The following is a 26,692-nucleotide window of genomic DNA, read 5'->3' on the forward strand; positions in this document are numbered from 1 at the left end:
GGGGCTGGCAGTGCAAAACTCTTCCTAGCTTTTCCGGAGTCCCCATGTCGAGCCCCGAGCAGCATACCGATGTCGCCATTATCGGTGCCGGTCCCGTTGGTCTGTTCGCCATCTTCGAATGCGGCATGCTTCGCATGAAATGCCATGTGATCGATGCCCTCGACATGGTCGGCGGGCAGTGCGCGGCGCTCTACCCGGAGAAGCCCATTTACGACATTCCCGGTTACCCTTCCATTGACGCGGCCGACCTGATCGACCGGCTGAGCGAACAATGCGCCTCCTTCGGGCCGGTCTTCCACCTGGGCCAGCAGGTCACCGGGCTGACCCCGGCGGAAGGCGGGCGCTGGCTGGTGGAGACTTCGACCGGCACGCGGATCAACGCCCGCGCGGTGATCGTCGCGGCGGGTGTCGGCGCCTTCGGCCCGAACCGGCCGCCGCTGGACGGGCTGGAGCGGTTCGAGGGCACGTCGGTGCATTACCTGGTGCGGCGGCGCATGGACTATGCCGGCAAGCGGGTGGTGATCGCCGGCGGCGGCGACTCCGCCGTGGACTGGGCGATCAGCCTGGCCGAGGTCGCGGAGCAGATCATGGTGGTGCATCGCCGGCCCAAGTTCCGCGCCGCCCCGGAAAGCGTCGCCCGGATGGAGCAGCTGACCCGGGAGGGCCGGATCGAGATGGTGGTGCCCTACCAGCTCTCCGGGCTGGAGGGAGCCGACGGCCAGCTGACCGGCGTGCGGGTCGCGACCCTGGACGGCGAGGAGAAGGTGCTGGACGCCGACGTGCTGCTGCCGTTCTTCGGGCTCGCCATGAACCTGGGGCCGATCGCGGAGTGGGGCCTCGACCTGGAGAAGCACCATATCCGGATCGACCAGGCGACCTGCGCCACCAGCGCGCCGGGCATCTTCGCGATCGGCGACATCGCCACATATCCGGGCAAGCTGAAGCTGATCCTGACCGGCTTCGCGGAAGCCGCGTCGGCCGCCCATTCGGCCTTCCCGCTGGTCCATCCGGGCGAGGTGCTGCATTTCGAGTACTCGACCACCAAGGGGGTGCCGGGAGCGGCCTGACGGGCGACGGGACGAAACCCTTGGCTGTTTAAGCTGTTGTCCTACCACGCACTGGAGGATGACCATGAAACAGCCGCATACCGAACAGACGGTCAAGCACACCGAAGACCAGCAGAACACCGGCAACCACCATAAGCCGGACGCTCCCGACGCCGGCGGACCCGACAAGTTCGGCGGCACCCGGAAGGGGGCGGAGAACGTCGAGTCCGAGGGCGGGAAGAAGTAACCTTCCTCCCTTACTGGAAAGCTGCCTCCGCGAAGCTGCGGAGCTTGCGCGAGTGCAGCTTTTCCAGCCCGTTTTTCCGAAGAAGCTCCATCGCCAGCACGCCGATCTTCAGGTGCTGGTCCACCTGGTTCCGATAGAAATTGTTCGCCATGCCCGGCAGCTTCAGCTCGCCGTGCAGCGGCTTGTCGGAGACGCACAGCAGCGTCCCGTAGGGCACCCGGAAGCGGAAGCCGTTGGCCGCGATGGTGGCGCTTTCCATGTCCAGCGCGATCGCGCGGCTCTGGCTGAAGCGCTGGACCATCTCGCTGTGGTCCCGCAGTTCCCAGTTCCGGTTGTCGATGGTCGCGACCGTTCCGGTCCGCATCACCCGTTTCAATTCATAGCCGGTCAGGCCGGTGATCTGCCCGACCGCCGCCTCCAGGGCCACCTGGACCTCGGCCAGGGGCGGGACCGGGACCCAGATCGGCAGGTCGGCGTCCAGCACGTGGTCCTCGCGCACATAGCCGTGGGCCAGGACATAGTCGCCCAGCCGCTGGGTGTTGCGCAGGCCGGCGCAGTGGCCCAGCATGATCCAGGCATGCGGGCGCAGCACGGCGATGTGGTCGGTTATCGTCTTGGCGTTGCTGGGGCCGACGCCGATATTGACCATGGTGATCCCGGAGCCGTCCGGGCGCTTCAGGTGGTAGGCCGGCATCTGCGGCAGGCGGCCTACGCGAGTCCCCTGCGGGTCGGCCGGACCCAGGTTCTGGTTGGGGATGACGAAGTCGCCAGGCTCGACGAAGGCGGTGTACTGGCGGCGGTAGGCCTGCTGCTCCGGATCGTCGGTCGGCGACATCACCTCCATGCCGAGGCGGATGAACTCGTCGATATAGAATTGGTAGTTGGTGAACAGGACGAAGTTCTGGAAATGCTCCGGCGCGGTCGCGGTGTAGTGCTTCAGCCGGTGCAGCGAATAATCAACCCGCGGCCCGGTGAACAGCGCCAACGGCTCCGGCTCGTCGGCCGCCAGCCGGTGGGTTCCGTTGACGATGCTGTCGTCCATCTGCGACAGGTCGGGCAGGTCGAAGCTGTCGCGCATCCGGCCGAGCCGTTCCGGTGTCAGGTCGCCCTCGACGTGCAGTCCCTCGGGAAAGGCGAAATGGACCGGGATCGGCTGCCGGCTGACGCCGACCTCCAGCACCACGCCATGGTTGCGGCGCAGCAGCTCGAACTGCTCCAGGTAATAGTTGTGGAACAGGTCGGGGCGGGTCAGCGTGGTGGCGTAGGTGCCGGGACCGGCGACGAAGCCGTAGGACAGCCGGGTGTCGACCCGCGTGCTGGTGTCGGTATGGACGCGCAGGAACGGGTAGCAGGCGTGGACGCGTTGCTGCATCTCCTCGCCCTTGGCGAAGCGGCCGAAGCAGTCGCGCAGGTAGGCGGTGTTCGCCTCGTAGATCTCGCGCACCCGATCGACCGCCGCGGCGGGATCGGTGAAGTGTTCCGCCGCGAAGGGAAGGCCGATATGGCTGTACGAGTTCTGCATCGTTACCTCAAGATTCAAGACCCATCAGGGAGCGGGCGAAGGAGCCCGCCTCGAAGGGGCGCATGTCCTCTATGCTCTCGCCGACGCCGATATAGTGGACCGGCAGCTTGTACTTCTCCGCCAGGGCCACCAGGACGCCGCCGCGCGCCGAACCGTCCAGCTTGGTCAGGATCAGCCCGTTCACGCTGACCATCTCCCGGAACACCTCGACCTGCGAGTGCGCATTCTGGCCGGTCGTGGCGTCGAGCACCAGCAGGACCGAATGGGGCGCCTCGGGATCGAGCTTCTTCACGACGCGGATGATCTTCTGGAGCTCGGCCATCAGGTTGGCCTTGTTCTGGAGCCGCCCCGCCGTGTCGATCAGCAGCACGTCGGTCTTCTCGCGCCGCGCCCGCTCCAGCGCGTCGAAGGCGAGGCCGGCGGCGTCGGCGCCGGTCTCCTTGGCGATCACGGGGCAGCCGGAGCGTTCGCCCCAGACCTGGAGCTGCTGGACCGCCGCGGCGCGGAAGGTGTCGCCGGCGGCGATGATGACCGACTTGCCCTCCTGCCGGAACTGCTTGGCCATCTTGCCGATGGTCGTCGTCTTGCCGGCGCCGTTGACGCCGACCACCAGGACGACGTGGGGCTTGGCGGCGGCGTCGATCTCCAGCGGCTCGGCGACCGGCTCCAGGATCTGCGCGATGCTGGCGGCCAGGGTGCGCCGGACCTCATCGGGCGAGACCTCCTTGCCGAAGCGGGTGCGCGCCAGCTCGGCGGTCACCTTGGCCGCCGTCACCGGACCCAGGTCGGCGGTGATCAGCAGCTCCTCCAGCTCCTCCAGCGCCTCGTCGTCGAGCTTGCGCTTGGTGAAGATGCCGGTGATGCCGTCGGTCAGCTTGGTCGTGGACTTGGTCAGCCCCTCGCGCAGGCGCGACAGCCAGCCCTTGCGGGCGGGTTGCTCGGGTTCGGGGGTGAGCGCCGCGACGGGCTCCGGCTCCGGTTCCGGGACCGGTTCGGGTTCCGGCTCGACCTCGGCGACGGGTTCAGGTTCCGGCGGAGTGTCGAAGACCTTGGGTCCGACGTCCTCGGGCTTGGTCTCGGTCGGCTCCTGCTTGTTGCGGCGCCAGAATTTCAGCATGAAGTGCTCCGCTCGATCCGGCCGACCAGATGCTCGCCGTCGACGCCGACGATGGCGGCGCGCACGATGGCGCCGGGTTCGACCGGCTGGTCCAGGCGCACTTCGGCGAATTGCTCGGTACGGCCGATGGTTTCCTTTTCCGCCAGCACGGCGGCATGGGTTCCGACGCGCCCGGCCAGGAAGCGGCCGACCGCGCGCGCGCCGGCCTCGCGCAGGCGGGCGGCGCGCTCCTTGCGCAGGCCGCCGTCGACCTGCGGCATCTTCGCGGCCGGCGTGCCGGGGCGGGGGGAGTAGGGGAAGATGTGCAGCCAGGTCAGGCCGCAGTCGTCCACGGCGCGCAGCGTGTTCTCGAACATCTCGTCGGTCTCGGTCGGGAAACCGGCGATCAGGTCGGCGCCGAACACCATGTCCGGACGCAGGTCGCGGGCCCGGCGGCAGAACTCGATCGCGTCGCCGCGCAGGTGGCGACGCTTCATCCGCTTCAGCACCATGTCGTCGCCGGCCTGGAGGCTGACATGGAGGTGCGGCATCAGGCGCGGCTCCTCCGCGATCAGGCGCCACAGGTCGTCGTCGATCTCCACCGGGTCGAGCGAGGATAGGCGCAGGCGCTTCAGGTCCGGCACCTGGGCCAGCAGCCGGCGGATCATCTGGCCGAGCGTCGGGCCGCCGGGCAGGTCGGGGCCGTAGGAGGTGATGTCCACCCCGGTCAGGACCACCTCGTTGTAGCCGGACTGGACGAGCAGCCGGACCTGCCGGACCACCTCGCCGATCGGGACGGAGCGCGAATTGCCCCGGCCGTAGGGGATGATGCAGAAGGTACAGCGATGATCGCAGCCGTTCTGGACCTGGACGAAGGCGCGCGCCCGGCCTTCCAGCCCGCCGATCAGGTGGCCGGCGGTCTCGGTCACCGACATGATGTCGTTGACCAACACCCGCTCGGTCGGGGCGGCGAGGCCGAAGCTTTCCGGCCTCAGCTTCTCCTCGTTGCCGAGCACCTGGTCCACCTCGGGCATCGCCGCGTACTTGGCCGGGTCGATCTGGGCGGCGCAGCCGGTCACGATGATGCGGGCGCCGGGCCGCTCGCGCCGCATCTTGCGAATCGCCTGGCGGGCCTGGCGCTCGGCCTCGGAGGTGACGGCGCAGGTGTTGAAGATGACCGTGTCGGTCATGCCGGCGGCCGAGGCGTTCTCGCGCATCACCTCGGACTCGTAGGTGTTCAGCCGGCAGCCGAACGTGACGATATCGGCGCTCATGCTTCCACCGGATCCAGGGCCACCAGATCCGGCGCCAGGTGGCCGGTGAAGCTGAGGGTGACGGGACCGGTCATCAGGACGTGACCGTCCTCCCGCCATTCGATGACCAGGCTGCCGCCGTCGAGCATCACTTCGGCGCGCCGCTCCGTCAGGCCGCGGCGGACGGCGGCGACCTGCACGGCGCACGCGCCCGAGCCGCAGGCCCGGGTGATGCCGGCGCTCCGTTCCCAGACCCGCATGCGGATCCGGGTCGGGGAGAGGACCTGGGCGAACTCGATATTGGCCTTCCGGGGAAAGGCGGGGTGGTGTTCCAGCCGGGGGCCGACGCTTTCGAGCGGCACCGCCGCGACGTCGTCCACGAAGAACACCGCGTGCGGGTTGCCCATGCTCACCGCGACCGGTCCGGCGTAGCCGCCCTCGGAAACATCGAGCCTCAAGGTGTCGGCGGGACCGGCCAGGGGAATGTCGCTCCAGTCGAGCCGAGCCGGACCCATATCCACGGTGACCATGCCGTCCTCGGCGATCGTGGAGGGCAGGAGCCCCGCGATCGTCTCGACCACCGCGCTGGACTGCCCCGTTTCCCGCATCAGGAGATGAGCGACGCAGCGCGTCGCGTTGCCGCAGGCTCCGGCCTCGCTGCCGTCGGGATTGCGGATGCGCATGAAGGCGGTGGCGCCGGGCGTCCGCGGCGGCTCGATCACGATGAACTGGTCGCAGCCCACGCCCGTGCGCCGGTCCGCGATGGCGCGGGCCTGCGCTTCGTTCAGGGACAAGTCGGTGCCGCGGGCGTCGATGACGACGAAGTCGTTGCCGAGCCCGTGCATTTTCAGGAACGGGATGGTCATGGTGCGCCGTTATATGGCGATCGCGGCTCCCAAGTCCATGGCCGCAGACCTGACCGGCTTTGACGGCGGGGCGCGGCGCCCCGGCCGGCTCACCCCGCGCGGACCTTGTGCATGAAGGTGCCGACCTCGCGGTTGAGGGATTCCGACTGTTTGGACAGCTGGCCCGCCTCGGACAGGACTTGGCTGGCGGCGCGGCTGGCCTCGTGGGCGGCTTCGGAGACGCCGGCGATGTTCGCCGAGACCTCCTGGGTGCCGCGGGCGGCCTGCTCGACGTTGCGGGCGATCTCGTCGGTCGCGGCGCGCTGCTGCTCCACCGCCGAGGCGATGGCGGTGGAGGCGTCGCTGACCGCGGCGATGGTCGCCGCGATGTCCTGGATGGCCGCGACCGCCTGTCCCGTGGCGCCCTGGACCGAGGAGATCTGGCTGGCGATCTCCTCCGTCGCCTTGGCGGTCTGGTTGGCGAGGTTCTTGACCTCGGACGCGACGATGGCGAATCCCTTGCCGGCCTCTCCGGCCCGGGCCGCCTCGATCGTGGCGTTCAGCGCCAGCAGGTTGGTCTGGCTGGCGATGTCGTTGATCAGGCTGACCACCTCGCCGATCTTGTGGGCGGCGTCGGACAGGCCCGCGACGATGGAGTTGGTGCGCTCGGCCTTGGTCACGGCCTCGCGGGTGGTGCCGGTCGCCTGGGCGACCTGCCGGCCGATCTCGGCGATGGAGGAGGAAAGCTCCTCCGCCGCGGAGGCGACGGTCTGGACGTTGCCCGACGCCTCCTCGGCGGCGGCGGCCGCCGCGGCGGACTGGCGGGTCGCCTGCTCCGCGCAGGCGGACATGGAGCTGGCCGTCGCGGTCATCTCCGTCGCGGCGGAGGCGACGTGCTCGACCACCGCTTCCACGTGGGACTCGAAATCGTCGGCGAGCGCCATGATCTGGCGCTTGCGCTCCGCCTCCGCGGCTGCCTTGGCGGACTCCTGCTCGGCGCGCAGCCGCTCGACGGCCAGACCGTTCTCCTTGAAGAATTCCACGGACTTGGCCATCCGGCCGATCTCGTTGGTGCGGTCCGCGTAGGGGACGGCTACGCCGTAATCCTGCCGGGCCAGCCGTTCCATGGTGTCGCGGAGGCGTCCGATCTGTCCGCTGACGTTGCGGGTGATCGCCAGCGCGATGGCGACGCCGACGGCCACCATGACGGCGAGCGCCCCGAGAATCAGCGTCCAGGCCTCGTTCCCGGTCGTCTCCGCGGCGGCGGCGGCGGCGGCGGCGCGCGTGCGCGCGGCCTCGGTCAGGCTCTCCATCCGCTCGCCGATCAGCCTGACCTGCTCGGCGCCGATGGTGCGGGTGATCTCGGAAGCTTCGGCGCGATTGCCGGCCTTCATGGCGGCGATCAGGCGCGCCCGGATCGGCTGCCAGTCCCGAACCGATTTCAGCGCGGCTTCCACGTCGGTCCGGTCGCCGAGGTAGCGTTCCTGGACCATGGCCATCGCCGCGAAGACGCGTTTTTCCTGGAGGTCCACCGCCGCGACGGCGGTGTCGATCGCGGCCGAGTCGGGAGCCAGCGCCACGTCCTTCATGGAGCGGTGCATGGCGATGATGCCTGCGTTCGCCTCCAGCGCCGCGGTCGAGACCGCGAACGAGTTGTGATAGAGGCGCGTCGTGAGGCCGGTGACGGTCTCGAGCTGGTTCAAGGCGAGCAGGCCGAGCAGACACGCCAGCGCCAGGACCGCCGAGAAGCCTGCCAAAAGGCGGGTCAGAAGGCTGCTGTTGCTGAGTGTCATGGTCTTTCCCCGGTTATCGGCCTTATAGGCGGCTTGGTTCGAATTGAGGAGCGTGCCGCCCTCCTTACCGGATTGCGATGATCCACATCAAAAGTAGTAGTTGACCCAAGCGCCGTTACGTCGGCTAGCGCCTGGAAATATCCCGCAGGATCAGGTCGTTATAGAACGCGACGAGTTCGTAGCAGACGGATACGGCAGCGGCGCCACTGTCGTAAAAGGCGTTGGCATTGCTCCCGCCGCACGGATGGAACCGGACGTGCAGGTCGCGCGGCAGCTTGAACCCGGTCCCGATATCGCGGGCGACGGCTTCGATGAGGCCCGACTCGTGCAACAGGGATGCGACATAGTCCTGGCCGGCCGCCGGCGGCTCGAAATCGAGCGTCACGGCGCTTCGCCTGTCGGCACGGGTCTCCGCGGGAAGCAGGTGCGGGGCCAGCAGGCGGCTCCAGCTGGCGCGGGCCTGCTGGTAGTCCCCGGCGCACGAGGTGCGCCGGTCGGAGGGCAGGTTGACGCTGTCGGCCAGTTCGGCGAAGCCTGCGGGATCGCTGCCGTACATCAGGCAGACGACGGAATAGAACCGCTGCATGTCGAGCGAATGCTCGCCCCACCAGGACGGCTCGGCATTGCCGGCCTCCTGCTGCCAGAGATTGCCGAGGTACCAGCCGTCGGCCGCGGCGACGATCAGCTCGTCCATCACCGGGTCCGGCTCGTCCGGGATCATCATGATGCTGGCGAGGTTGTCGGCGGCGTCCTCCTCGTGGCCCAGGACGGGAAGGCCGAGCAGGTCGATCAGGGCATGGCCCAGTTCGTGATACAGGATGAAGAGGGTGTTGCCGAGGATGAACAGGTCGGCTTCCCGGCGCTCCTCCGCCGTGACCTGGCGGGCGGTGGCGGGGAAGGCGAGGGACAGGATGACGGCGATACACGCTACCAGGCGGCGGAAGCCGCCCCGCACCCCCATCATGTCCGGACCTCCCCAGGGGATGGATTCCCCATACTCCACCCGGAAGTATTGCTTGGAGGCCCGGTCTTACTCAAGCATTCTCAGCGCATCGACAAGATCACCAGCATCGCGGCGCCCACCGCGATGCGGTACCAGCCGAAGGGCGTGAAGCCGTAGCGGCTGACGAAGGCGACGAGGCTCCTGACCACGAGAAGCCCGGCCAGGAACGCGGCGATGAATCCGATCGCGATCACCAGCGAACCGTCGGAGGTCAGGGTACTGTAGTTCTTGTAGGTGTCGTAGACCACCGCGCCCGCCATCGTCGGGATCGCGAGGAAGAACGAGAACTCGGCCGCCGTCCTGCGCTCGACGCCCATCAGCAACGACCCCAGGATCGTGGCGCCGGACCGCGAGACGCCCGGGATCATGGCCAGGGTCTGGACGAAGCCGATGCCGAGCGCCAGCTTCGGCGAGAACGCCTCGACTTCGAAATGGCGCGGCTCGGGCAGGTTCCGTTCGATCACGAGGATCGCGATGCCGCCGACGATCAGCGCCACGGAAACCACGTAGGGCGAGAACAGCACGCTCTTGATGAAGCCGTGGGCGAACACGCCGATCACGACGGCCGGCAGGAACGCCAGCAATATGGCGACCACGAAGCGGCGCGACGCGGCGCTGGTCGGCAGCGTCACCGCGATGTGCCAGAGGCGCTGGAAATAGACGACGCAGACCGCGAGGATCGCGCCGAGCTGTATCACCACCTCGAACAGGCGTCCGGGCGGACCCTGGAATCCCAGCAGGTCGCCGATCAGGATCAGGTGCCCGGTGGAGGAGACGGGTATGAATTCGGTCAAGCCTTCGACCACGCCCATCACCAGGGCGCTTATCAGGGTACTGTCGTCCATGGTCTTCACAGATCCGTGTCAGGCCGGCCGGAAAATGCCGGCGTGACCGCGCACCTCCGGGGGGAGGGGCGTCACGCGCGGCGGAATACCAGCTTCTTGGAGGCGGTGAAATTGAAAAAGAGCCCCGACAGGGATCCGGCCGCCACGGCAAGGGCGGGGTGGGCGGTGAAGGGATCGCCCGATGCGACCAGCGCCGCGTAGACCGCGTAGTTCACGGCACCGCCCAGGGCGTTGACCGCGACGAAGCGGGCCCACTGGTGGTGGATCTTGCCGGCATGGGCGCCCGTGAAGGTGAAGGCGCGGTTGAGCGCCCACGTGGTCGTCGCCGCCGCCAGGTACGAGACCACCCGCGACGCATAGAGGCCGAGGCCGCTGATATCCAGGCACAGGTACAGGACCGCGATGTCGACCAGCAGTCCGACCACCCCGACGATGCCGAAGCGGATGAATTCCGCCCGGAACAGCCTTCGGATCATCGCCTGTCCTTCGAGTCGCGCGCCGGGTCGCGGACGCCGGGGGCGGGGATCCTGAGATACTGCATGCGCTTGATCTCGCGCCGGCCGCGGGTCACCGTCTCCAGGATGAGGCCGCAGGTCAGGCTGAGGAACCCCAGCAGCATCAGCCCGGTGGATAGGACCGCCGTCGGCAGGCGCGGCACCAGGCCGGTCTGCATGTAGGTGGCGACCACCGGCCAGGCGAGCACGATCGACAGGAACGCCAGCACGCCGGCGATCGCGCTGAAGAACTGGAGCGGGCGCTCCTCCTTCACCAGCACCATGATCAGCTTCAGGATGCGGAAGCCGTCGTAATATGTCCGCAGCTTGCTGGCGGAACCCGGCGGACGGTCCTTGTAGGGGGTAGTCACGTCGGACATGGGCATGCGCAGTTCAAGCGCGTGGACCGTCAGTTCCGTCTCGATCTCGAAGCCGCCGCTGAGGGCCGGGAAGCTCTTGACGAAACGGCGCGAGAACACCCGGTAGCCCGACAGCATGTCGGCGACCCGGTTGCCGAAGATCTTCGCGACGATGCCGGTCAGCATCATGTTGCCGAAACGGTGCCCGGGACGGTAGGCGGCGGCGATGTCGGTCACCCGCGCGCCGTTGACCATGTCGAGCTGCTGGTCGACCAGCTTGGCGACCAGGGCCGGAGCGCTGGGCGCATGGTAGGTGTCGTCACCGTCGACCAGGACATACACGTCGGCCTCGATGTCGGCGAACATCCGCCGAACCACGTTGCCCTTGCCCTGGAGGGGTTCGGTACGGACGATGGCGCCCGCTTCGCGCGCCAGCTCGACCGTGCGGTCCTTGGAATTGTTGTCGTAGACATAGATGGCGGCGCCCGGCAGCGCTGCCCGGAAATCGCGGACCACGGAGGCGATCGACGCCTCCTCGTTGTAACAGGGGATCAAGACGGCGATCTCCAGGCCCGTCAGGCCGGGTAAGGCCGCCTCGAGCGAGCCGCTGTCCGGAACGGCGACGGCGACGGGGGAGCGCTTGGCTGCCGTGCTGAGATCTTGGCTGGCGTCGGAGAACTGGTCTATCAATTGTCACCTGATGACGAAGTAATTCACTGTCGATCCACCGTCGGCCGCCGGACCGCGCAGAAACTGTGCGGTTCGCCCAGGTTGTTGTGGATCACCTGGCAACTTTCCCAATCGAGCGTCAATCCGTAGAACGCCGCGGCGTCCGCCGCAATATCGGTATCCGGGACCGTCGCGATCATAAAGTAATCTCCGCGATGGTCCATCACTCTACGCCGAAGCACTTCAGAATACCCGTTGTCGGTCGAATCGGGCTGGACGAAATTGCTCTGCAACCTCACGAAGGGGATCTGCGGCGGGAACGAGGGGATCAGGTGGCCGACCGGCTGGTATCCGCCGATCAGCACCATGGTCCGGTCCGGGTCGGGGATCGCGGGCATGTCGAATTCCACCACGTTGCTTGTCCAGGCCGACCGCCCCCAGGTCCCCCAGACCGTCGTCGCCTGGAGGACGGCCAGCACCGAGGCCGTCACGGCGACATGCACGTTGCGGGCCAGCGGAAGCGCCCCGAGCGCCAGGACGATGCAGAGGGGGGCCAGCATCTCGAGCGGGACCGCGTAACGGTAGATGCAGAACATCCAGGCCCAGGCCGCGTAGGAAAGCGCCGCCACCGTCAGCAGCCAGCGGGCGACGCCGGGGCGGGAGATGGCATGGGACGCGCCGGAGCGCCGGGACGCCGGGGCGGCCAGGACGCCTGCCAGTGCCGCTACCGGAAGCAGGACGTAGAGCGTCAGGATCCGGTGGTCGCGGAAGTCGATCTCGCCCGCGACCTGCGGATCGGCGCTGATCCTGAACGGGAGCGTCAGCCTTTCCCAGGCGGATTTCGGCTGGTAGGCCAGGTCCTTGTAGTCGCTGATGGCGCCCAGCGGCGATTTGAAGAGGTTATTGTAGTAGGGGTGCAGGGGATTGCCGTGGGTCTCCCACAGGAACCACATCCAGTGCCCGGATAGCATCGCCACCGCCGCGACGATGCCCAGGCCACAGGCGACCGACAGCAGCAGCCGGCGGCCCGGGGCGGCGGGAGCAGCCAGGAAGCCGAAACAGACGCCGATGCAGTAGATGACCGAGGGCTGCTTGAGCCCCATGGCGGAGCCGACCAGCAGACCGGACACGAAGGCGAGTCCAAGGGCCGCCCGCCGGGGACCGGCGAACAGGCGGTCCTGCGTCCCCGCGATCAGCGCCAAGGCCCCCAGGAAGCCCAGGCCGACGGTGTTGTCATGGAAGGTGGTGCCGAGCTGCGCCACGCTCCCGCCGCCCAGCACGCCGACCAGCGCGATGGCGCCGGCGGCCCAGACCTTGCGCACGGGATCGTCGATCAGGAGAACGGCACGGGCGAGGGCGAACAGCAGGACGAAGTTGAGGCTCTGGACGAAGGCCAGCACGCCGTAGGCGACCGGGGCGGGCACCGCGTTGCCGAGCAGGAAAAAGGGGATGTCGAGCGTCGGGTTATAGAAGCTGGGCGTCTGGGCCGGCACGACGTCGAAGAAGAAGCGCCCGTTGAGGAAGCTGTAGGGATTGTACCAGTGATAGTTCCGCAGGTCCCAGTTGGCGTCCTGACCCAAGGCGACATTGAGCAGGACGAGGCCGAAAGGGACGGCGCACGCCAGCACCAGGGCCGTCAGCCTTGCCGTCCGGTCCCCCGCGGAACGGGCCGGCGTGATCGGGATCGAAAGCGCCAAGGGAACCGGCATGGGATGGTTGGGCCCTGACGGGCGATGGCGTCTAGTTACCCGCCGGTCGCCGCGCGATCAAGGCTTGGCGGCCGGAGAGACCGCTTTCCGCCGGAGCTCAGCCGGGATCGATATCCGGAAAGACGTCGGCGAGCTTCCTGGCGTCCATCAGGCGGTCCATGTAGGTGTCGAGTTGATCCATGGTCGCCGAGGCGATCAGGTCATCGACCTCTGCCGGCAGGTCGCCGAACCGGCGCCTGAGCTGCCGAGACAGCATGTCCGCTCTGCCCTCGGCCCTGCCTTCGGCCCGCAGTTCGCGCTCCCAGATCTTGATCCGTTCCGACAGCATGTCCTGAACCTCCCCTAGTCCCGACGGGACCGCCACCGGCCCGTCCCCGCCAACCAGCGCCGCCACGGCCTGGGCCACCACCTCGCCGAAGGCCAGCTTCAGCGAGTCGTGGTCGGCATGCCTCCGGAACCAGCCGATCACCTCGCCGACCAGTCCGGGCAGCTCGGCGGGCCGGGTGCAGGTCTCGATCCGGAAGAGCAGCGCCACCAGCCCGTCCTTCCGGGCGAGGTCCTCGGCGCCGAGCCTGCCCTCGTCGATGAGATGATAGCGGATGCCCGGCTGCCAAGGCCAGAGCGCCGCGTTGGGGGCCAAGCCCATCAGGCCGGCGGCGTCGAGCGGCGCGTTCCACGGGGCCTCGCCGTTGTAGAGCACCACCGGCAGCACCGGCGGCAGGGGCGAGCCGGGCGGCAGCTTCAGCTCCCGGATGAGATGCTGCCACAGCAGGCCGACATAGACCATGACCCGGATCGCCATCCACCAGTCGGAGCGCGACTGGAACTCCAGCATCAGGTAGATGTGGACGACCTCGCCGGACAGGGTCGGCACGCGCCAGATCAGGTCGCCCTCCCGCCGGCGGCCGTCGCGGGCGTGGAACTTGGCGTTGACCCGTTCCATGCGGGTGAAGTCCAGCCCGGCGGCGACGTCCTCCGGCACGAAGCCGCGGATCAGCTGCTCGACCATCAGCGGGTGCGCGAAGAGGCGGTGGTACAGGCTGTCTGAGGCAGGCATCGGGGCGGGTATCCCGTGGGATGGAACAGCCCCTCTCTGCATGCGCCCGCAACCTTGCGCAAGCGGGCGACGCGGCCCGCGACCCTATGCCCCGGGGAGCAGGAAGCGACTCACACCCGCCCGACGGCGCGCCAGCCGATGTCGCGGCGGCAGAAGCCTTCCGGCCAACTGATCCTATCCACCGCCTCGTAGGCCAGGCCCTGGGCTTCGCGCACCGTCGGGGCGATGGCCGTGACGCCCAGCACCCGGCCGCCGTCGGCCAGGACGTGGCCGTCTTCGGACAGGACCGTGCCGGCGTGGAAGACGGTGACGTCGGGCAGGGCGCCGGCCTCGTCCAGCCCGTGGATCTCGGTCCGGCGGACATAGTCGCCGGGATAGCCCTTGGCGGCCATGACGACGCACAGGGCCGTGTCGTCGTACCAGCGGAGCTGGAAATTCCTGAGGACGCCGTCGCGGGACGCGATCAGGGCCGGCAGCACGTCCGACATCATCCGCTTCATCAGCACCTGGGTTTCCGGGTCGCCGAAACGGGTGTTGTATTCCAGCAGCTTCGGGGCCGGTCCCTGGGGCGAGTCCACGATCATCAGGCCGGCATAGAGCACGCCCTTGAACGGCCTGCCCTCTGCCGCCATGCCGCGCACCGTCGGCTCGATGATCTCCCGCATGACGCGCGCCTCAAGCGCCGGAGTCATCACCGGCGCCGGGGAATAGGCGCCCATGCCGCCGGTATTGGGGCCGGTGTCGCCGTCGAACGCGGCCTTGTGGTCCTGGGCCGAGACCAGGGGCAGGGCGGTGGAACCGTCGACCAGGGCGAAGAAGCTGGCCTCCTCGCCCGCCAGGAACTCCTCGATCACCAGTTCGGCGCCGGCATCGCCGAACCGCGACTCGACCATCGCCTCGTCGATCGCGGCCATGGCCTCCTCGACGGTGCGGGCGATCGTCACGCCCTTGCCGGCCGCCAGCCCGTCGGCCTTGACGACGATGGGCGCGCCGCGCCCGCGGACGAAGGCGCGGGCCGATTCGGCGTCGGTGAAGCGGCCGTAGGCGGCGGTCGGGATGCCGTACTTGGCGCAGAGATCCTTCATGAAGCCCTTGGAGCCCTCGAGCGCCGCGGCCGCCGCGGTCGGGCCGAACGCCTTGATGCCCGCGGCCTCCAGCCGGTCCACCAGGCCCAGCACCAGCGGCTGCTCCGGCCCGACGACGACGAAATCGACGGCGTTCCCCGTGGCGAAGCGCACCAGGCCGTCGAGGTCGTCGGCCTTGATCGCGACGCATTCGGCCTCGCGCGCGATGCCTGCGTTGCCGGGCGCGCAGTAGAGCTTGTCGCAGAGGGGGGACGCCGCGATCGCCCAACAGAGCGCGTGCTCGCGTCCACCCGAGCCGACCACCAGTACCTTCATGAGCCTCTTGTCCTCTACGACGTCCTTTTGAAGCCCTGTTTCCAGGGCGTGGGCCTTACAGTCTTGTTGCGAAGGCGAAGGCTTGTATCATGCCGACGCCATGACACAAGACCAACCCCTAATGGATCGCGACCCGGTCCCCAGCCGCCCCGGCTCGAACCTTGCCGAGTTCACCGTGACAGAATTGTCGCGGGCGCTGAAGCGCACGGTCGAGGAGTCCTTCGGGTATGTGCGCGTCCGGGGCGAGGTTTCCCAGCCCAAGCGGCACGGCTCCGGCCACGTTTACCTGCGCCTGAAGGACGAGACCTCGGTCATCGAGTCGGTCTGCTGGCGCGGGACCGCCGCCAAGCTGGCCGTCCGTCCCGAGGAGGGGATGGAGGTCATCTGCACCGGCCGCCTGACGACATATCCCGGCCGGTCGCAGTACCAGCTGGTGATCGAGACGATGGAACTGGCCGGCGAGGGCGCGCTGCTCAAGCTGCTGGAGGAGCGCAAGCGCCGGCTGGCCGCGGAGGGGCTGTTCGACCCGTCGCGCAAGCGGCCGCTGCCGTTCCTGCCCGGGGTGATCGGGGTCGTCACCTCGCCGACCGGAGCGGTGATCCGGGACATCCTGCACCGGCTCGCCGATCGGTTCCCGCGCCACGTGCTGCTGTGGCCGGTCGCCGTGCAGGGGGAAGGGGCCGCGGGGCAGGTCGCCGCCGCGATCAGGGGGTTCAACGGCATCGCGCCCGGCGGGCCGGTGCCGCGGCCCGACCTGATCATCGTGGCGCGCGGCGGTGGGTCGCTCGAAGATCTGATGGCCTTCAACGAGGAGATCGTGGTGCGTGCCGCGGCCGACAGCGCGATCCCGCTGATTTCCGCCGTCGGGCACGAGACCGACACCACGCTGATCGACTTCGCGTCGGACCGCCGTGCGCCGACGCCGACCGCCGCGGCGGAAATGGCGGTGCCCGTCCGGGCGGAGCTGATCGCCCTGGTGCTCGAGTTCCAGCGCCGGCTGCATGGCGGCACCGGGCGGATGATCCTGGAGCGGCGCAACCTGGTCGAGGGGCTGGCGCGCGGCCTGGGCGATCCGCAGGCGCTGCTGGAAGGCTGCGTCCAGCGGCTGGACGACCGCTGGGAACGGCTCGGCATCGCGGTCGCCGGCACGATCGAGCGCCGGCGGACGCGGGTCGCCGAATTGGGCGCCAAGCTGCGCCACCCGCGCGAGGTGATGACGGCGGCGCGCGGGCGGCTGCAATCGGAGGCGCGCGCGCTGGGCGCGGGCCTGCGCCATGTCGTCGCGGCGGAGGAAAGCCGGTTCGGCCGGATCGCCTCGCGGCTGACGCTGCTGCCGGTCCGCATCCGCGTCGGGGACGGCGACAGGAGGCTTGCCGAGCTGGGCGAGAGGATGGATGCCGGCTATGCGCGGCTGGTCGCCGAGCGGATGAGCCGCCTGAAGGCGGGAGCGGCCCTGCTGGAGAGCTATTCCTATCGCGGCATCCTGGGGCGCGGCTTCGCCCTGGTGACCGACGACGCCGAGCAGCGGGTCACCTCCGCGGGCGACGCGAAGGCCGGCATGCCGGTGACGCTGGAATTCCATGACGGCAAGGTCGATGCCGTCGTCGGCGGCGGCGGGCTGGCGCGCAGGGCGGAAACGCCGAAGCAGCCGCGCAAGACGGAAGCGAAAGCCAAGCAGGGGTTGCTGTTCTGAACCTTGCCCGGCTCAGTCCGGCCAGCGCCGGTGGAGCCAAAGCCACTGCTCGGGCCGGGCGCGGACCCACTCCTCCACCACGGCATTGATCCTGGCCATCATGGCGCGGATGTCGGCGTCGCGGTTGCCGGACTTAGGCACGTCCATCGGCGGGAAGACGGTCAGCCGGAACCTGGCGCCGCCCAGCCGCTCGGTCAGGACCGGGACGATCGGACAGTCGAACCGCAGGGCGAGCTGGGCGATCGCCGGCGCGGTCATGGCGTCTCGCCCGAAGAACGGGACCGGAATGCCGTCGTTCATCTTCTGGTCGATCATCATGCAGACGCTGCCGCCGTCCCGCAGGGTCGCCATGATCTCGCGAGCACCGGTGCGGCCCTTGGCGACGAAGCGGCTGCCGGTGACTGCGCGGACATGGTCGATGAGGCGGCCTACCGCCGGGTTGTTGGGGCGGCGGTAGACGGCCGTGATTGGCAGGCCGTTGCGGGTCGCCCCCATGGTGTTGAGTTCCCAATTGGCGAGGTGGGCGGAAAAGAACAGCGTGGGAGTCCTGGCCTTCGCCATTCGCAGGACGCTGTCCGCACCGATCATCTCGGTACGGCGCCAGACCTCGTCGAGATGGGGATACTCGGCCATCACCCGGCCCAGATTGTCCCACATGCCGCGCAGGATCTCCTTCCGCCGCTCCGGCGTGGCGTCAGGCAAGGCGCGGTCGATGTTGCGCAGGGCCTTGCGCGACGTACCCAGGCGTGGGCCGACCGTACGGCCGATCCAGCCGCCCAGCCCCGAGGCGGCGTCGAGCGGCAGGACCGCGAAGATGCCATAGATGAAATACAGGAGGGCCGCTTCGAGCGGGTATCCCAGGTAGCGCCGGCGCAGGCGGGCGAAATTGGTTCTAGTGGCCATCGGGATTCGCGGACGGGATCGGGGAGGAGACGTAGCGGGACAGCAGCCGGCCGGCCGCCGACGGGTCGTCCCAGACGACGGAAACCGGCACCACCCGGACCATCGCGCGGGCATCCGGGGGAAGCCGCACGGCGTCCTTCGCGGTGGTGACCAGGGAGGCGCCGAGGCCGGCGGCATGTTCGACCAGGCGCATGACCTCGTCCGGCAGATAGGGATGGTGGTCGGCGAATGCGATCCTGCCGACGAGCCGGGCTCCCATGTCGTCGAGCGTCTGGAAGAACTTGGCCGGCCTGCCGATGCCGGCGAACGCGACGACGCGCTGGCCGCGCAGGGCCCGCGCGGCGGCGGGGTCGGGCTCCAGGCGGGCCTGGAGAAGGGGAAGGCGGCCGCCGACGCGCCGCGCCACGCCGGCGGTGTCGCGGCCCAGCACGACCACCGCGTCGGCCCTCGCCAGCCCGCTGTCGACAGGCTCCCTCAGGGGACCGGCCGGAATGGTATTGCCGTTGCCGAACCCGGCCCCGCCATCGACCACCAGGATCGACAGGTCTTTTTCCAGGCGGGCGTTCTGGAAGCCGTCGTCCATCACGATGACCTCGGCCCCGGCCGCGGCGGCACTCCTGGCTCCGGCCAGGCGGTCGCGTGCCACCCAGGTCGGGCGGGACTGGGCCAGGAGAAGCGCCTCGTCGCCGACGGCGGCGGCGTCGTGGCTGGCAAGGTCGACCAGGACGGGGCCTTTCTCCCGCCCGCCGTAGCCGCGGGTCAGGAAGCGGACTTCACGGGTCCCCAGGAGGGCGGAGACGGCCAGCGCCACAGGCGTCTTGCCGGCGCCGCCGGCGACCAGGTTCCCGATGCAGATGACAGGAACCCCGGCATGCTCCGGATGCGCCGACGCCCGGCGGGCCCGGCCGACCGCGGCGAACAGCCGCCCGGCCGGCGACAGCAGGCGCGACGCCATGCCGGGCGGCGCATACCAGAAGGCCGGTGTCTTCAGGGGCATGGAGCGACGCCGGCGGCGAGGGTGGGGACCAGGGCGTCGAGCACGGCATCGACCACCCGCCGGTTCCGGTCGGCCACGGCCGCGGCGGCCGTCGCCAGCCGAGACCGTTCGGCGTCGTCGGTCAGCAGCCGACCGACCTCCCGGGCGAGCCCGTCGGCGTCTTGCACGGTCACGGCGGCATCGTCGGCCCGCAGCTGGGCCGCTACCTCGGAGAAGTTCGTCATGTGGGGACCGTGGATCACGGCGCAGCCGAGCTGGGCCGGCTCGACCGGGTTGTGGCCGCCGATCGGCACCAGCGAACCGCCGACGCAGACGACGGGCGCCAGCCGGAAGAACAGCCCCAGTTCGCCCACGGTGTCGGCGACATAGACCTCGTGCCCCGGGCTGGGCAGGTCGCCGGCCGAGCGAAGCGCCCGGGCGAGGCCGCGTTCTTCCAGCAGGCGGGAGACTTCGCCGCCCCGTTGGGGATGACGCGGGACGATCACCGTCAGCAGGCCGGGCAGGCGGTCGCGCAGGGCGGCGTGGACATCGGCCGCCATGGCCTCTTCGCCGGGATGGCTGCTCGCCATCAGCCATGAGGGCCGGTCGCCGAAGGCGTCGCGCAGCCCGGCCAGGGCCGCGGGGTCGGCCGGCAGGGGCTCCGCGGAGAACTTCAGGTTGCCGACGCAGCGCACGTCGCGGGCACCCAACCGGCGCAGCCGGTCCGCCTCGGTCTCCGTCTGGGCCAGGCACAGGCCGAAAGTCCGCAGCAGCGGCCGGATGAAGCCAGGCACCCGGCTCCAGTTGCGGAACGATCCGGCGGACATTCGGGCATTGACCAGGGCCGCGGGGATCCGGCGGCGGCCGATCTCGCACAATAGGTTGGGCCAGATCTCGGACTCGATCCAGAGCGCGAGGTCGGGCCGCCAGTGGTCCAGGAAGCGCCGGACATAGGGCATCCTGTCCACCGGCACATACTGGTGGATCGCGCGGGCGGGCAGGCGCCGCGCCATCAGTTCGGCCGAGGTGACGGTGCCGGTCGTGACGAGCACGGTGAGGTCCGGATACCGTTCCAGCAGGCGGTTGATCAGGATCAGGACCGACAGGGACTCCCCGACGCTCGCCGCGTGGAACCAGGCGAGCCGTCCGGGCGGGCGATCCGCGGAGGCGCGGCCGAGCCGTTCCGGGGCCCGGGCCGGATCTTCCTTTCCGGCTGCACGGCGGCGGGCGAGATACAGCCGTATCGCGGGCCCGCCGATTTCCGTCAGCCCGCGATAGATCGTCTGCAACATCTGAGAACGGTGACCAGTCCGGCGTGAAAAAGCGCGGCACCTTACCACGATCGCCGGGGAGGGCTAAGGCTTTTCGACTTAGGACTGTACCAATCGGTCCGAGCAGCTCAAAGGCTTGAGGTTGTTGATGAATTGTTCGGCCGAGGCGCGCCAGGACCAGGTCAGGGCATGTTCGCGGCAGCGTTCCGGCGAAATGGCGAGGGCGGAATTGACGGCCCTGCCCAGATCCTCGTCCAGGCAGCCGACCGCCGCGCCGTCCATCACGTCCAGCGGCCCCGGCACCGGAAAGGCGGCGACCGGCACGCCCGACGCCAGCGCTTCGAGCAGGACGAGACCGAAGGTGTCCGTCCGGGAAGGAAAGACGAAGACGTCGGCCGCCGCGTAATACCGCGCCAGCTCCTCCCCGTGGCGGGCTCCCGCGAACTTCACGCCCGGATAGCGCCGGCGGTACTCCTCCAGCTGCGGGCCGTCGCCGACCACGTACTTGGTCCCGGGAAGATCCAGCCTGAGGAAGGCCTCGAGGTTCTTTTCAACCGCGACGCGGCCGACATACAGGGTGATCGGCCGCGGATCGTCCAGGAAGGCTTTGGACCGCGGCCGGAACAGCTCGGTATCGACCCCGCGGGACCAGCGGCGGATGTTCCGGAAGCCGCGGGCCTTGAGCGCGTCCTCGATCGACTGCGTCGCGACCATGACCGCGGCGGCCGGGGCGTGGAAACGCCGGACGACCGCGTAGCTGAGGGCCAGCGGCACCGGGGCGCGGTCCCGGACATATTCCGGGAAACGTGTGTGGTAGGCGGTCGTGAAGGGGATATCGTGCTTCAGGCAATAGCTTCTGGCGGCGAACCCCAGCGGCCCCTCGGTCGCGATGTGGATGGCCCCGGGGTTGCTGGACTCGATCATGCGGGCGAGCTTCCGCCCGGCACCGAGCGCCAGCCGGATCTCCGGGTAGCTGGGCAGCGGAACGGTACGGAAGCGGTCCGGGCCGATGATCTCGACCGTGTGGCCGAGTTTCTCCAGTTCTTCCCGAACGGTCGTCAGGGTCCGGACGACGCCGTTGACCTGCGGGTACCAGGCATCCGAAACGATCAGTATCTTCACGCTGCCGCCCTGGCTGAGACCCTGACTGGCAGCAAGCGACGTGAAGCCGCCCAGTTTATGATTTCCAGCTCGCCGCTCTCGTGCTCGACGAGAGCCGTGCAGGATTCGACCCAATCTCCGTCGTTGCAATAGAGCACCCCCTCCATGGGACGCATTTCGGCGCTGTGGATATGCCCGCAGATGACGCCGTCGACGTTGCGGCGGCGAGCCTCCTCCGCCAGCGCCTTTTCGTAGTCGCCGATATACTCTACCGCATTCTTGACGCGGTGCTTCAGATAAGCCGAGAGGGACCAGTATGTGAAGCCCAGCTTTCGACGCACATAGTTGAACCAGGTGTTGATCCCGAGCAGGGCCGTGTAGGCGCCGTCCCCCAGGTGGGCGAGCCATTTGGCGTATTTGACGACGGCGTCGAACTGGTCGCCATGGATCACCAGGAGCCGCCGGCCATCGGCCGTGGTGTGGACCGCGTCCTCGACCACGGCGACACCGCCGAAGTTCAGCCCGATATATTCCCGGAACGCCTCGTCATGGTTGCCCGGGATGTAGAAGACCTTGGCGCCCTTGCGCGCGCGGCGCAGAAGCTTCTGGACCACGTCGTTGTGGGCCTGCGGCCAGTACCAGCTGCGCTTCAGCCGCCAGCCGTCGACGATGTCGCCGACGAGATACAGGTACTCGGACTCGTGACAGCGGAGGAAATCCAGAAGAAGGTCGGCCTGGCACCCGCGGGTTCCCAGGTGAACGTCCGAGATCCAGATGCTTCGATAGTGCCGCACACCAATGTCTGGCTGCATGCGCCGGCTCCTCTAGGGCTTGCGAAGTCGGCGCCGATATACATCTGAATAGAGGCCGCTGACAATGCTTCGGTGGAATGAGGGTTCCCGGGCAGTCCAATCTTATTATTTCTGTAATGTTGATGCCTTTGGCTTGTAACAATTCAGGAAAACTACATAACTCTATAAATTATGTTGGGACTCATTGCCGCAGCGGCGATGCGTGCCGGACCCTGCGCGCTCCGGCTCGATGAATTTTCGGCGGCGGGCGACGATCCCGCGCCCCATATGGCTATACAGGTCTTTCTTGCTCTGCCTGAAAAGCCATTAGGGGAGGAAACCATGCCGAAGTCAGACGGCCGGATCACCGACCAGAACCCGATGGGCACCGACGGGTTCGAGTTCGTCGAGTACACCGCTCCGGATACCAAGGAATTGGGCGCCCTGTTCGAGCGGATGGGCTTCACCGCCGTGGCGCGCCATCGTTCGAAGGACGTGACCCTGTACCGTCAGGGGGGAGTCAATTTCATCGTCAACGCGGAGCCCGACAGCTTCGCCCAGGCCTTCGCCCGGGTCCACGGCCCCAGCGTCTGTGCGATCGCGTTCCGCGTCGCCGATGCGGCCTATGCCTTCAAGAGGGCGGCGGAACTGGGAGCCAAGGGCGTGGCCGGCACCGCCGGGCCGATGGAACTGAACATCCCGGCGATCCAGGGCATCGGCGGCAGCCTGATCTACCTGGTGGACCGTTACGGCGACCGCAGCATCTACGACGTCGATTTCGAGTTCATCGAGGGCGCCGAGAGCGCGCCGAAGGGACTCGGCCTCACCTCGATCGACCACCTGACCCACAACGTGCATCGCGGCCGGATGACCGAGTGGTCCGATTTCTATACGAAGCTGTTCAATTTCCGCGAGATCCGGTATTTCGACATCGAGGGCAAGCTGACCGGGCTGAAGTCCAAGGCGATGACCAGCCCCTGCGGCAAGATCCGGATCCCGATCAACGAATCGTCCGACGACAAGTCGCAGATCGAGGAATATCTCCGGGCCTACAAGGGCGAGGGCATCCAGCACATCGCGCTGGCGACGGACGACATCTACGAGACTGTCGAACTGGCCCGCAGCCGGGGCGTCGAGTTCCTGGCGCCGCCCCCCGACACCTATTACGAGATGCTGGCGGAACGGCTGCCGGGACACGGCGAGGACGTGGAACGCCTGAAGCGGGACCACCTGCTGATAGACGGCGCGCCCGGCGGCGGCCTGCTGCTCCAGATCTTCACCAACACGGTGATCGGGCCGATCTTCTTCGAGGTGATCCAGCGCAAGGGCGACGAGGGGTTCGGCGAGGGCAATTTCCGGGCGTTGTTCGAGAGTATCGAGCGCGACCAGATCCGCCGCGGCGTGCTTCAGGAAGACGGGTGAGGCGTCCGGCCGATGCCGGTTGGCTTACCCAGGCGCACCGCCGCGATCAGCGCGTCGGTTCGGTGTGGTGCGCAGCGTTCCCAGACCTGGTCCACGCTCTCCCGCGCGTAGCCGAACAGGACCCAGCCGAGCGGGGCGCGGTCGCCGGCCGGGTTTGCCATAGCCCGGCTTGCCATGGATGGCCCGGCTTGCCATAGGATGATCAGCCAAGATTCGACCGCTGCGCTGGTTGGGTCCGGTGGTCCTGCAAGTAACGGGAAAGGCATGCCGAATTGACGGACTTGGCGCGGGAAGGAACCGCGGACGCCGGAGGCGGGGAAGCCTTCCTGGGCGAGTTCATCCGTGTCATAGCGCTGACGATCCTGCCGGTGCTGCTGTTTGCGATCGTGGTCGCCGTGATTCTCACCGATCGCCAGCAGAGGCTGGTCCTGGAGACGCTGGAGAGCCGGGCCGCCGCCGCCGCCATGGAACTGGACGGCATCTTCACCAGCCAGATAGCGCTGCTGACGACGCTTGCCGGGTCGCGTTCCCTCGACGACGCCGATCTTTCGAGCTTCTATGTCGAGGCCCAGCGCGCGGCGCGGACCCAGCCCGACTGGTTCACGATAATCCTGTCGGATCCGGCGAACGGCCAGCAACGCCTGAACCTGTTGCGGCCCCTCGGCGCGGCGCTTCCGGTATTCCCCGATCTCGACAGCCATGAGCAGGTGGTCCGCACCGGCAAGCCGATGATCGTCGCCCGCCCCACCGCCCTGGGTCCCGTCTCCGGCCGGCCGGTGTTCGGCATCCGGGTTCCGGTCCTGCGGGACGGCCGCGTGATCCATGTCATCAGCGCCGCGCTCAAGCCGGAAACCGTCATGCGGGCCTTGCAGCGGCTCGAACTGCCTTCCGGCTGGGGCGGGGTCATCCTCGACGACAAGCGGACCGTCGTCGCGTGCGCGGGCTGCCCCGAGAACAGCATCGGCCGTCCTGCCCTGCCCGCGGTCAGGGAGCACATCGACGAGGTGCAGGCCGGGGTCGGCGTGCTGACCACGCTGTCCGGGGTGAAATCGTACTTCGCGATCGGCCGGGCGCGGGCATCGGGCTGGATCGTCGGCGCCCGGGTGCCGACGTCGGATGTGACCGCCCTGTGGCTGGGGGAGCTTTGGATCGTCGGGCTCGCGGGCCTGATCAGCATCGTCGTGGCGTTCGGCGCGGTGGCGCGGCTAACCCGTCGCCGCCGCGAGGAGCATGGGGTGCTCGAAGCCCGGGTGCGCGAGCGGACGGCCGCCCTCGAGCTTTCCCTGGCGCAGCGCGACCTGCTCCTCCGGGAGGTCTACCACCGCGTCAAGAACAATCTCCAGGTCGTGGACAGCCTGATGGGCTTCCATGCGTCGCGCCTGAAGGATGCCGAGGGCCGGAACGCCTTGGAGCGGCTTCAACTGCTGGTGCATGCGCTGGCGCTGGTTCATCAGCGGCTTATGGAGTCCGAAGACCTGGCGCGGTTCGACATCCGTCCCGTGCTGGAGGAACTCGGTGCGAGCCTGGAGGCTTCCACCGGCGCCGCCGAGCGCGGCATCCGGGTCTCCGTCGAGGCGGATCCCCTGGAAACGTCGCTTGATTTCGCGATCCCCCTGGGCTTGCTGATGACCGAACTGGTCACCCGCGCGTTGAAGCACGGCTACCCGGCCGGTTGGAAGGGCGTGGTGACGATTTCCTTCCGCGCCGGTTCTTCCAACCATGCCGCCCTGACGGTGGCCGACGACGGCAGTGCGGACGGGCATCGATCCGCGATCTGCTCCGACACCGTCGGGTCGAAGATAATCCGGGCCCTGGTCGCACAACTGGAGGGAGAGATACAGGTCATGCATGAATACGGCACCAGGGTGACCGTCACGGTCCCGAACACCGGAGTTCCGGGATGACGGGACATGGCGGATGCGTGCTGGTCGTCGACGACGAGATGCTGATCGCGCTGTCGCTGACCGACACCATGGAAAGAATGGGATTCGACGTCTGCGGCACCGCAGCCACCGCCCGGCGGGCGATCGAGCTTGCGGACGCCCATCGGCCGATCCTGGTCCTCATGGACGTGCGGCTGAAGGGCGAGGAGGATGGCGTGGACGCCGCCATCGCGATCCACCAGCGCCAGGGCATACCGGTGATCTTCATCACTGGCTCGCGCGAGCAGGCGACCATCGACCGCATCCACCGGGATCACCCGTCCGGCCTCCTGATCAAGCCGGTCCTGCCCCACCAGCTGAAGGCTGCGGTGGAAAAGGTGCTTGGTCCCCTGAGCGCGCCGTAAGCCTTCGTCCGGCTTCGGCTTCTACGCCTCCTTCCGGCCGCTGAAGTGGATGCCGAGCATTTCGGCGGCGGCGTCGAGCACGGCCGGGTCGACCGGCGGCGGCGCGATGTTGACGTCCCTGCGCAGGGCCTGGGTGATGATCTCCAGCGAAGCGATCCGCGCGTGCCACTTGCTGTTCGCCGCGATGGCGTGCCAGGGGGCGGCCACCGTCGAGGTCTTGTCGAACATCTCCTCGGCCGCCCCGACATAGTCGTCCCAGTGCACGCGGTTGCGCAGGTCCTCCTCGGTCAGCTTCCAGCGCTTGTAGGGGTTGGTCAGGCGTTCCCGGAAGCGGTCGAGCTGTTCCTCCTGCGTGATGTGGAAGAACAGCTTCACGATCCGCACGCCGTCGTCCACCAGAAGGCGCTCGAACTCGTTGATCTCGTCGTAGGCGCGTTTCCATTCCTTGGGCTTGGCGAACTCCTGGATCCGCTCGACCAGCACCCTGCCGTACCAGGAGCGGTCGAAGATCGCGAAGGTGCCGGGACCCGGCAGGCGCTGCCAGAAACGCCACAGGTAATGCTGGCCTATTTCCTCCTGCTTGGGGGCGCCGATCGGCCAGACATGGAATCCCCGCGGATCGAGCGGTTCGGTGATCCGGCGGATGGCGCCGCCCTTGCCCGCGGCGTCCCAGCCCTCGAACACCAGCACCGCCCGCCGCTTCTCGTGCCAGTAGGTCTGCTGGATGTGGAGCAGCTCGGTCTGAAGGGCGTCGAGCCGCTTCTCGTAGGTCGACTTGTCGGCGAATCGGTCGCCGTCCTGGATCAATTTGTCCAGGCGGATCTTCGACTTGTCGGGCTTGATCTCGGTACGGCTCATCTCGGACGTCTCGTTTGCGGCGGCAGGGCTTGTGCGGAACTCAACGCGTGGA

25 protein-coding genes are annotated in these 26,692 nt (G+C 68.4%); 6 read left to right on the forward strand and 19 right to left on the reverse strand.

The genetic code is table 11. From position 1 onward, the window contains the following. The first annotated feature begins 44 nt into the window (after positions 1 to 44). Together JL101_RS07870 and JL101_RS07875 are read left to right on the forward strand one after the other, a co-directional pair. The gene (locus JL101_RS07870; protein WP_203099255.1) at positions 45 to 1,067 is read left to right on the forward strand and encodes an NAD(P)/FAD-dependent oxidoreductase; all 1,023 of its coding nucleotides are present in this window, start codon (positions 45 to 47) and stop codon (positions 1,065 to 1,067) included. A 64-nt stretch (positions 1,068 to 1,131) separates the two neighbouring features. Beyond that, positions 1,132 to 1,293, forward strand: coding sequence for a hypothetical protein (locus JL101_RS07875; RefSeq protein ID WP_202682570.1), 162 nt, complete (start codon positions 1,132 to 1,134; stop codon positions 1,291 to 1,293). Between the two features lie 10 nt (positions 1,294 to 1,303). On the opposite strand, the gene JL101_RS07880 is transcribed toward JL101_RS07875, so the two are convergent. The 12 genes from JL101_RS07880 to purD form a co-directional block, all read right to left on the reverse strand. Further along, the gene (locus JL101_RS07880) at positions 1,304 to 2,815 is read right to left on the reverse strand and encodes an AMP nucleosidase (RefSeq protein WP_203099254.1); all 1,512 of its coding nucleotides are present in this window, start codon (positions 2,813 to 2,815) and stop codon (positions 1,304 to 1,306) included. Positions 2,816 to 2,822: 7 nt separating this feature from the next. Next, positions 2,823 to 3,932, reverse strand: coding sequence for a signal recognition particle-docking protein FtsY (gene ftsY, locus JL101_RS07885; protein WP_203099253.1), 1,110 nt, complete (start codon positions 3,930 to 3,932; stop codon positions 2,823 to 2,825). Continuing rightward, positions 3,926 to 5,185 (reverse strand): tRNA (N(6)-L-threonylcarbamoyladenosine(37)-C(2))-methylthiotransferase MtaB, encoded by a 1,260-nt coding sequence (gene mtaB / locus JL101_RS07890; protein ID WP_203099252.1) that lies wholly within the window; start codon positions 5,183 to 5,185, stop codon positions 3,926 to 3,928. Before mtaB ends, ftsY begins: the two co-directional genes overlap by 7 nt. Next, positions 5,182 to 6,030, reverse strand: a complete 849-nt coding sequence (gene dapF / locus JL101_RS07895; protein WP_203099251.1) for a diaminopimelate epimerase — start codon at positions 6,028 to 6,030, stop codon at positions 5,182 to 5,184. Before dapF ends, mtaB begins: the two co-directional genes overlap by 4 nt. Before the next feature lie 89 nt (positions 6,031 to 6,119). Beyond that, a complete protein-coding gene (locus JL101_RS07900; RefSeq protein WP_203099250.1) occupies positions 6,120 to 7,802 on the reverse strand; it encodes a methyl-accepting chemotaxis protein in 1,683 nt (560 codons plus the stop codon). 124 nt (positions 7,803 to 7,926) lie between these two features. Further along, on the reverse strand, positions 7,927 to 8,766 hold the full coding sequence (locus tag JL101_RS07905; RefSeq protein ID WP_203099249.1) for a DUF4344 domain-containing metallopeptidase: 840 nt from the start codon (positions 8,764 to 8,766) through the stop codon (positions 7,927 to 7,929). Positions 8,767 to 8,846: 80 nt separating this feature from the next. After that, positions 8,847 to 9,650, reverse strand: coding sequence for an undecaprenyl-diphosphate phosphatase (locus JL101_RS07910; protein WP_203099248.1), 804 nt, complete (start codon positions 9,648 to 9,650; stop codon positions 8,847 to 8,849). A gap of 71 nt (positions 9,651 to 9,721) precedes the next feature. Beyond that, positions 9,722 to 10,126 (reverse strand): GtrA family protein, encoded by a 405-nt coding sequence (locus JL101_RS07915; RefSeq protein ID WP_203099247.1) that lies wholly within the window; start codon positions 10,124 to 10,126, stop codon positions 9,722 to 9,724. Continuing rightward, a complete protein-coding gene (locus tag JL101_RS07920; RefSeq protein ID WP_456115342.1) occupies positions 10,123 to 11,193 on the reverse strand; it encodes a glycosyltransferase family 2 protein in 1,071 nt (356 codons plus the stop codon). Before JL101_RS07920 ends, JL101_RS07915 begins: the two co-directional genes overlap by 4 nt. A 23-nt stretch (positions 11,194 to 11,216) precedes the next feature. Then, entirely contained in the window at positions 11,217 to 12,881 is a 1,665-nt protein-coding gene (locus JL101_RS07925; protein ID WP_203099246.1) for a hypothetical protein, read from the reverse strand. 97 nt (positions 12,882 to 12,978) lie between these two features. Continuing rightward, entirely contained in the window at positions 12,979 to 13,938 is a 960-nt protein-coding gene (locus JL101_RS07930) for an Rpn family recombination-promoting nuclease/putative transposase (RefSeq protein WP_203099245.1), read from the reverse strand. A gap of 110 nt (positions 13,939 to 14,048) precedes the next feature. Then, positions 14,049 to 15,338, reverse strand: coding sequence for a phosphoribosylamine--glycine ligase (gene purD / locus JL101_RS07935; protein WP_203099244.1), 1,290 nt, complete (start codon positions 15,336 to 15,338; stop codon positions 14,049 to 14,051). A gap of 121 nt (positions 15,339 to 15,459) precedes the next feature. On the opposite strand from purD, the gene xseA reads away from it, so the two are divergent. Further along, positions 15,460 to 17,031 carry an exodeoxyribonuclease VII large subunit gene (gene xseA, locus JL101_RS07940; protein WP_203099243.1) on the forward strand — a complete coding sequence of 524 codons (1,572 nt, stop codon included), beginning with the start codon at positions 15,460 to 15,462 and terminating at the stop codon, positions 17,029 to 17,031. A 12-nt stretch (positions 17,032 to 17,043) separates the two neighbouring features. Here the strand turns inward: xseA and JL101_RS07945 are convergent, their stop codons facing one another. From JL101_RS07945 to JL101_RS07965, 5 genes are all read right to left on the reverse strand, one after another. Further along, the gene (locus JL101_RS07945; RefSeq protein WP_203099242.1) at positions 17,044 to 17,934 is read right to left on the reverse strand and encodes an LpxL/LpxP family acyltransferase; all 891 of its coding nucleotides are present in this window, start codon (positions 17,932 to 17,934) and stop codon (positions 17,044 to 17,046) included. Further along, the gene (gene lpxK / locus JL101_RS07950; protein ID WP_203099280.1) at positions 17,924 to 18,925 is read right to left on the reverse strand and encodes a tetraacyldisaccharide 4'-kinase; all 1,002 of its coding nucleotides are present in this window, start codon (positions 18,923 to 18,925) and stop codon (positions 17,924 to 17,926) included. The genes JL101_RS07945 and lpxK overlap by 11 nt, the downstream gene beginning before the upstream one ends. Continuing rightward, on the reverse strand, positions 18,922 to 20,202 hold the full coding sequence (locus JL101_RS07955; RefSeq protein WP_203099241.1) for a 3-deoxy-D-manno-octulosonic acid transferase: 1,281 nt from the start codon (positions 20,200 to 20,202) through the stop codon (positions 18,922 to 18,924). Before JL101_RS07955 ends, lpxK begins: the two co-directional genes overlap by 4 nt. Positions 20,203 to 20,280: 78 nt before the next feature. Further along, positions 20,281 to 21,303 (reverse strand): glycosyltransferase family 4 protein, encoded by a 1,023-nt coding sequence (locus tag JL101_RS07960; protein WP_228435346.1) that lies wholly within the window; start codon positions 21,301 to 21,303, stop codon positions 20,281 to 20,283. Continuing rightward, entirely contained in the window at positions 21,300 to 22,094 is a 795-nt protein-coding gene (locus tag JL101_RS07965; RefSeq protein ID WP_228435347.1) for a UDP-2,3-diacylglucosamine diphosphatase, read from the reverse strand. The genes JL101_RS07960 and JL101_RS07965 overlap by 4 nt, the downstream gene beginning before the upstream one ends. Before the next feature lie 321 nt (positions 22,095 to 22,415). Here JL101_RS07965 and hppD point away from each other — a divergent pair, with 321 nt between their 5' ends. After that, on the forward strand, positions 22,416 to 23,495 hold the full coding sequence (gene hppD / locus JL101_RS07970) for a 4-hydroxyphenylpyruvate dioxygenase (protein ID WP_203099239.1): 1,080 nt from the start codon (positions 22,416 to 22,418) through the stop codon (positions 23,493 to 23,495). Here the strand turns inward: hppD and JL101_RS07975 are convergent. Next, positions 23,480 to 23,671 (reverse strand): hypothetical protein, encoded by a 192-nt coding sequence (locus JL101_RS07975; RefSeq protein WP_203099238.1) that lies wholly within the window; start codon positions 23,669 to 23,671, stop codon positions 23,480 to 23,482. The genes hppD and JL101_RS07975 overlap by 16 nt on opposite strands. 96 nt (positions 23,672 to 23,767) lie before the next feature. Between JL101_RS07975 and JL101_RS07980 the strand changes: the two genes are divergently transcribed. Together JL101_RS07980 and JL101_RS07985 are read left to right on the forward strand one after the other, a co-directional pair. Continuing rightward, positions 23,768 to 25,399 carry a sensor histidine kinase gene (locus JL101_RS07980; RefSeq protein WP_203099237.1) on the forward strand — a complete coding sequence of 544 codons (1,632 nt, stop codon included), beginning with the start codon at positions 23,768 to 23,770 and terminating at the stop codon, positions 25,397 to 25,399. Beyond that, complete coding sequence (locus JL101_RS07985) at positions 25,396 to 25,782, forward strand: response regulator (protein WP_203099236.1); 387 nt, start codon at positions 25,396 to 25,398, stop codon at positions 25,780 to 25,782. Before JL101_RS07980 ends, JL101_RS07985 begins: the two co-directional genes overlap by 4 nt. 21 nt (positions 25,783 to 25,803) lie before the next feature. Here JL101_RS07985 and JL101_RS07990 read toward each other — a convergent pair whose 3' ends face one another. Continuing rightward, positions 25,804 to 26,640 carry a polyphosphate kinase 2 family protein gene (locus JL101_RS07990; protein ID WP_203099235.1) on the reverse strand — a complete coding sequence of 279 codons (837 nt, stop codon included), beginning with the start codon at positions 26,638 to 26,640 and terminating at the stop codon, positions 25,804 to 25,806. Between the last annotated feature and the right edge of the window lie 52 nt (positions 26,641 to 26,692).

Origin of the sequence: Skermanella rosea (genome assembly GCF_016806835.2) — a bacterium.
Classification (GTDB): domain Bacteria; phylum Pseudomonadota; class Alphaproteobacteria; order Azospirillales; family Azospirillaceae; genus Skermanella; species Skermanella rosea.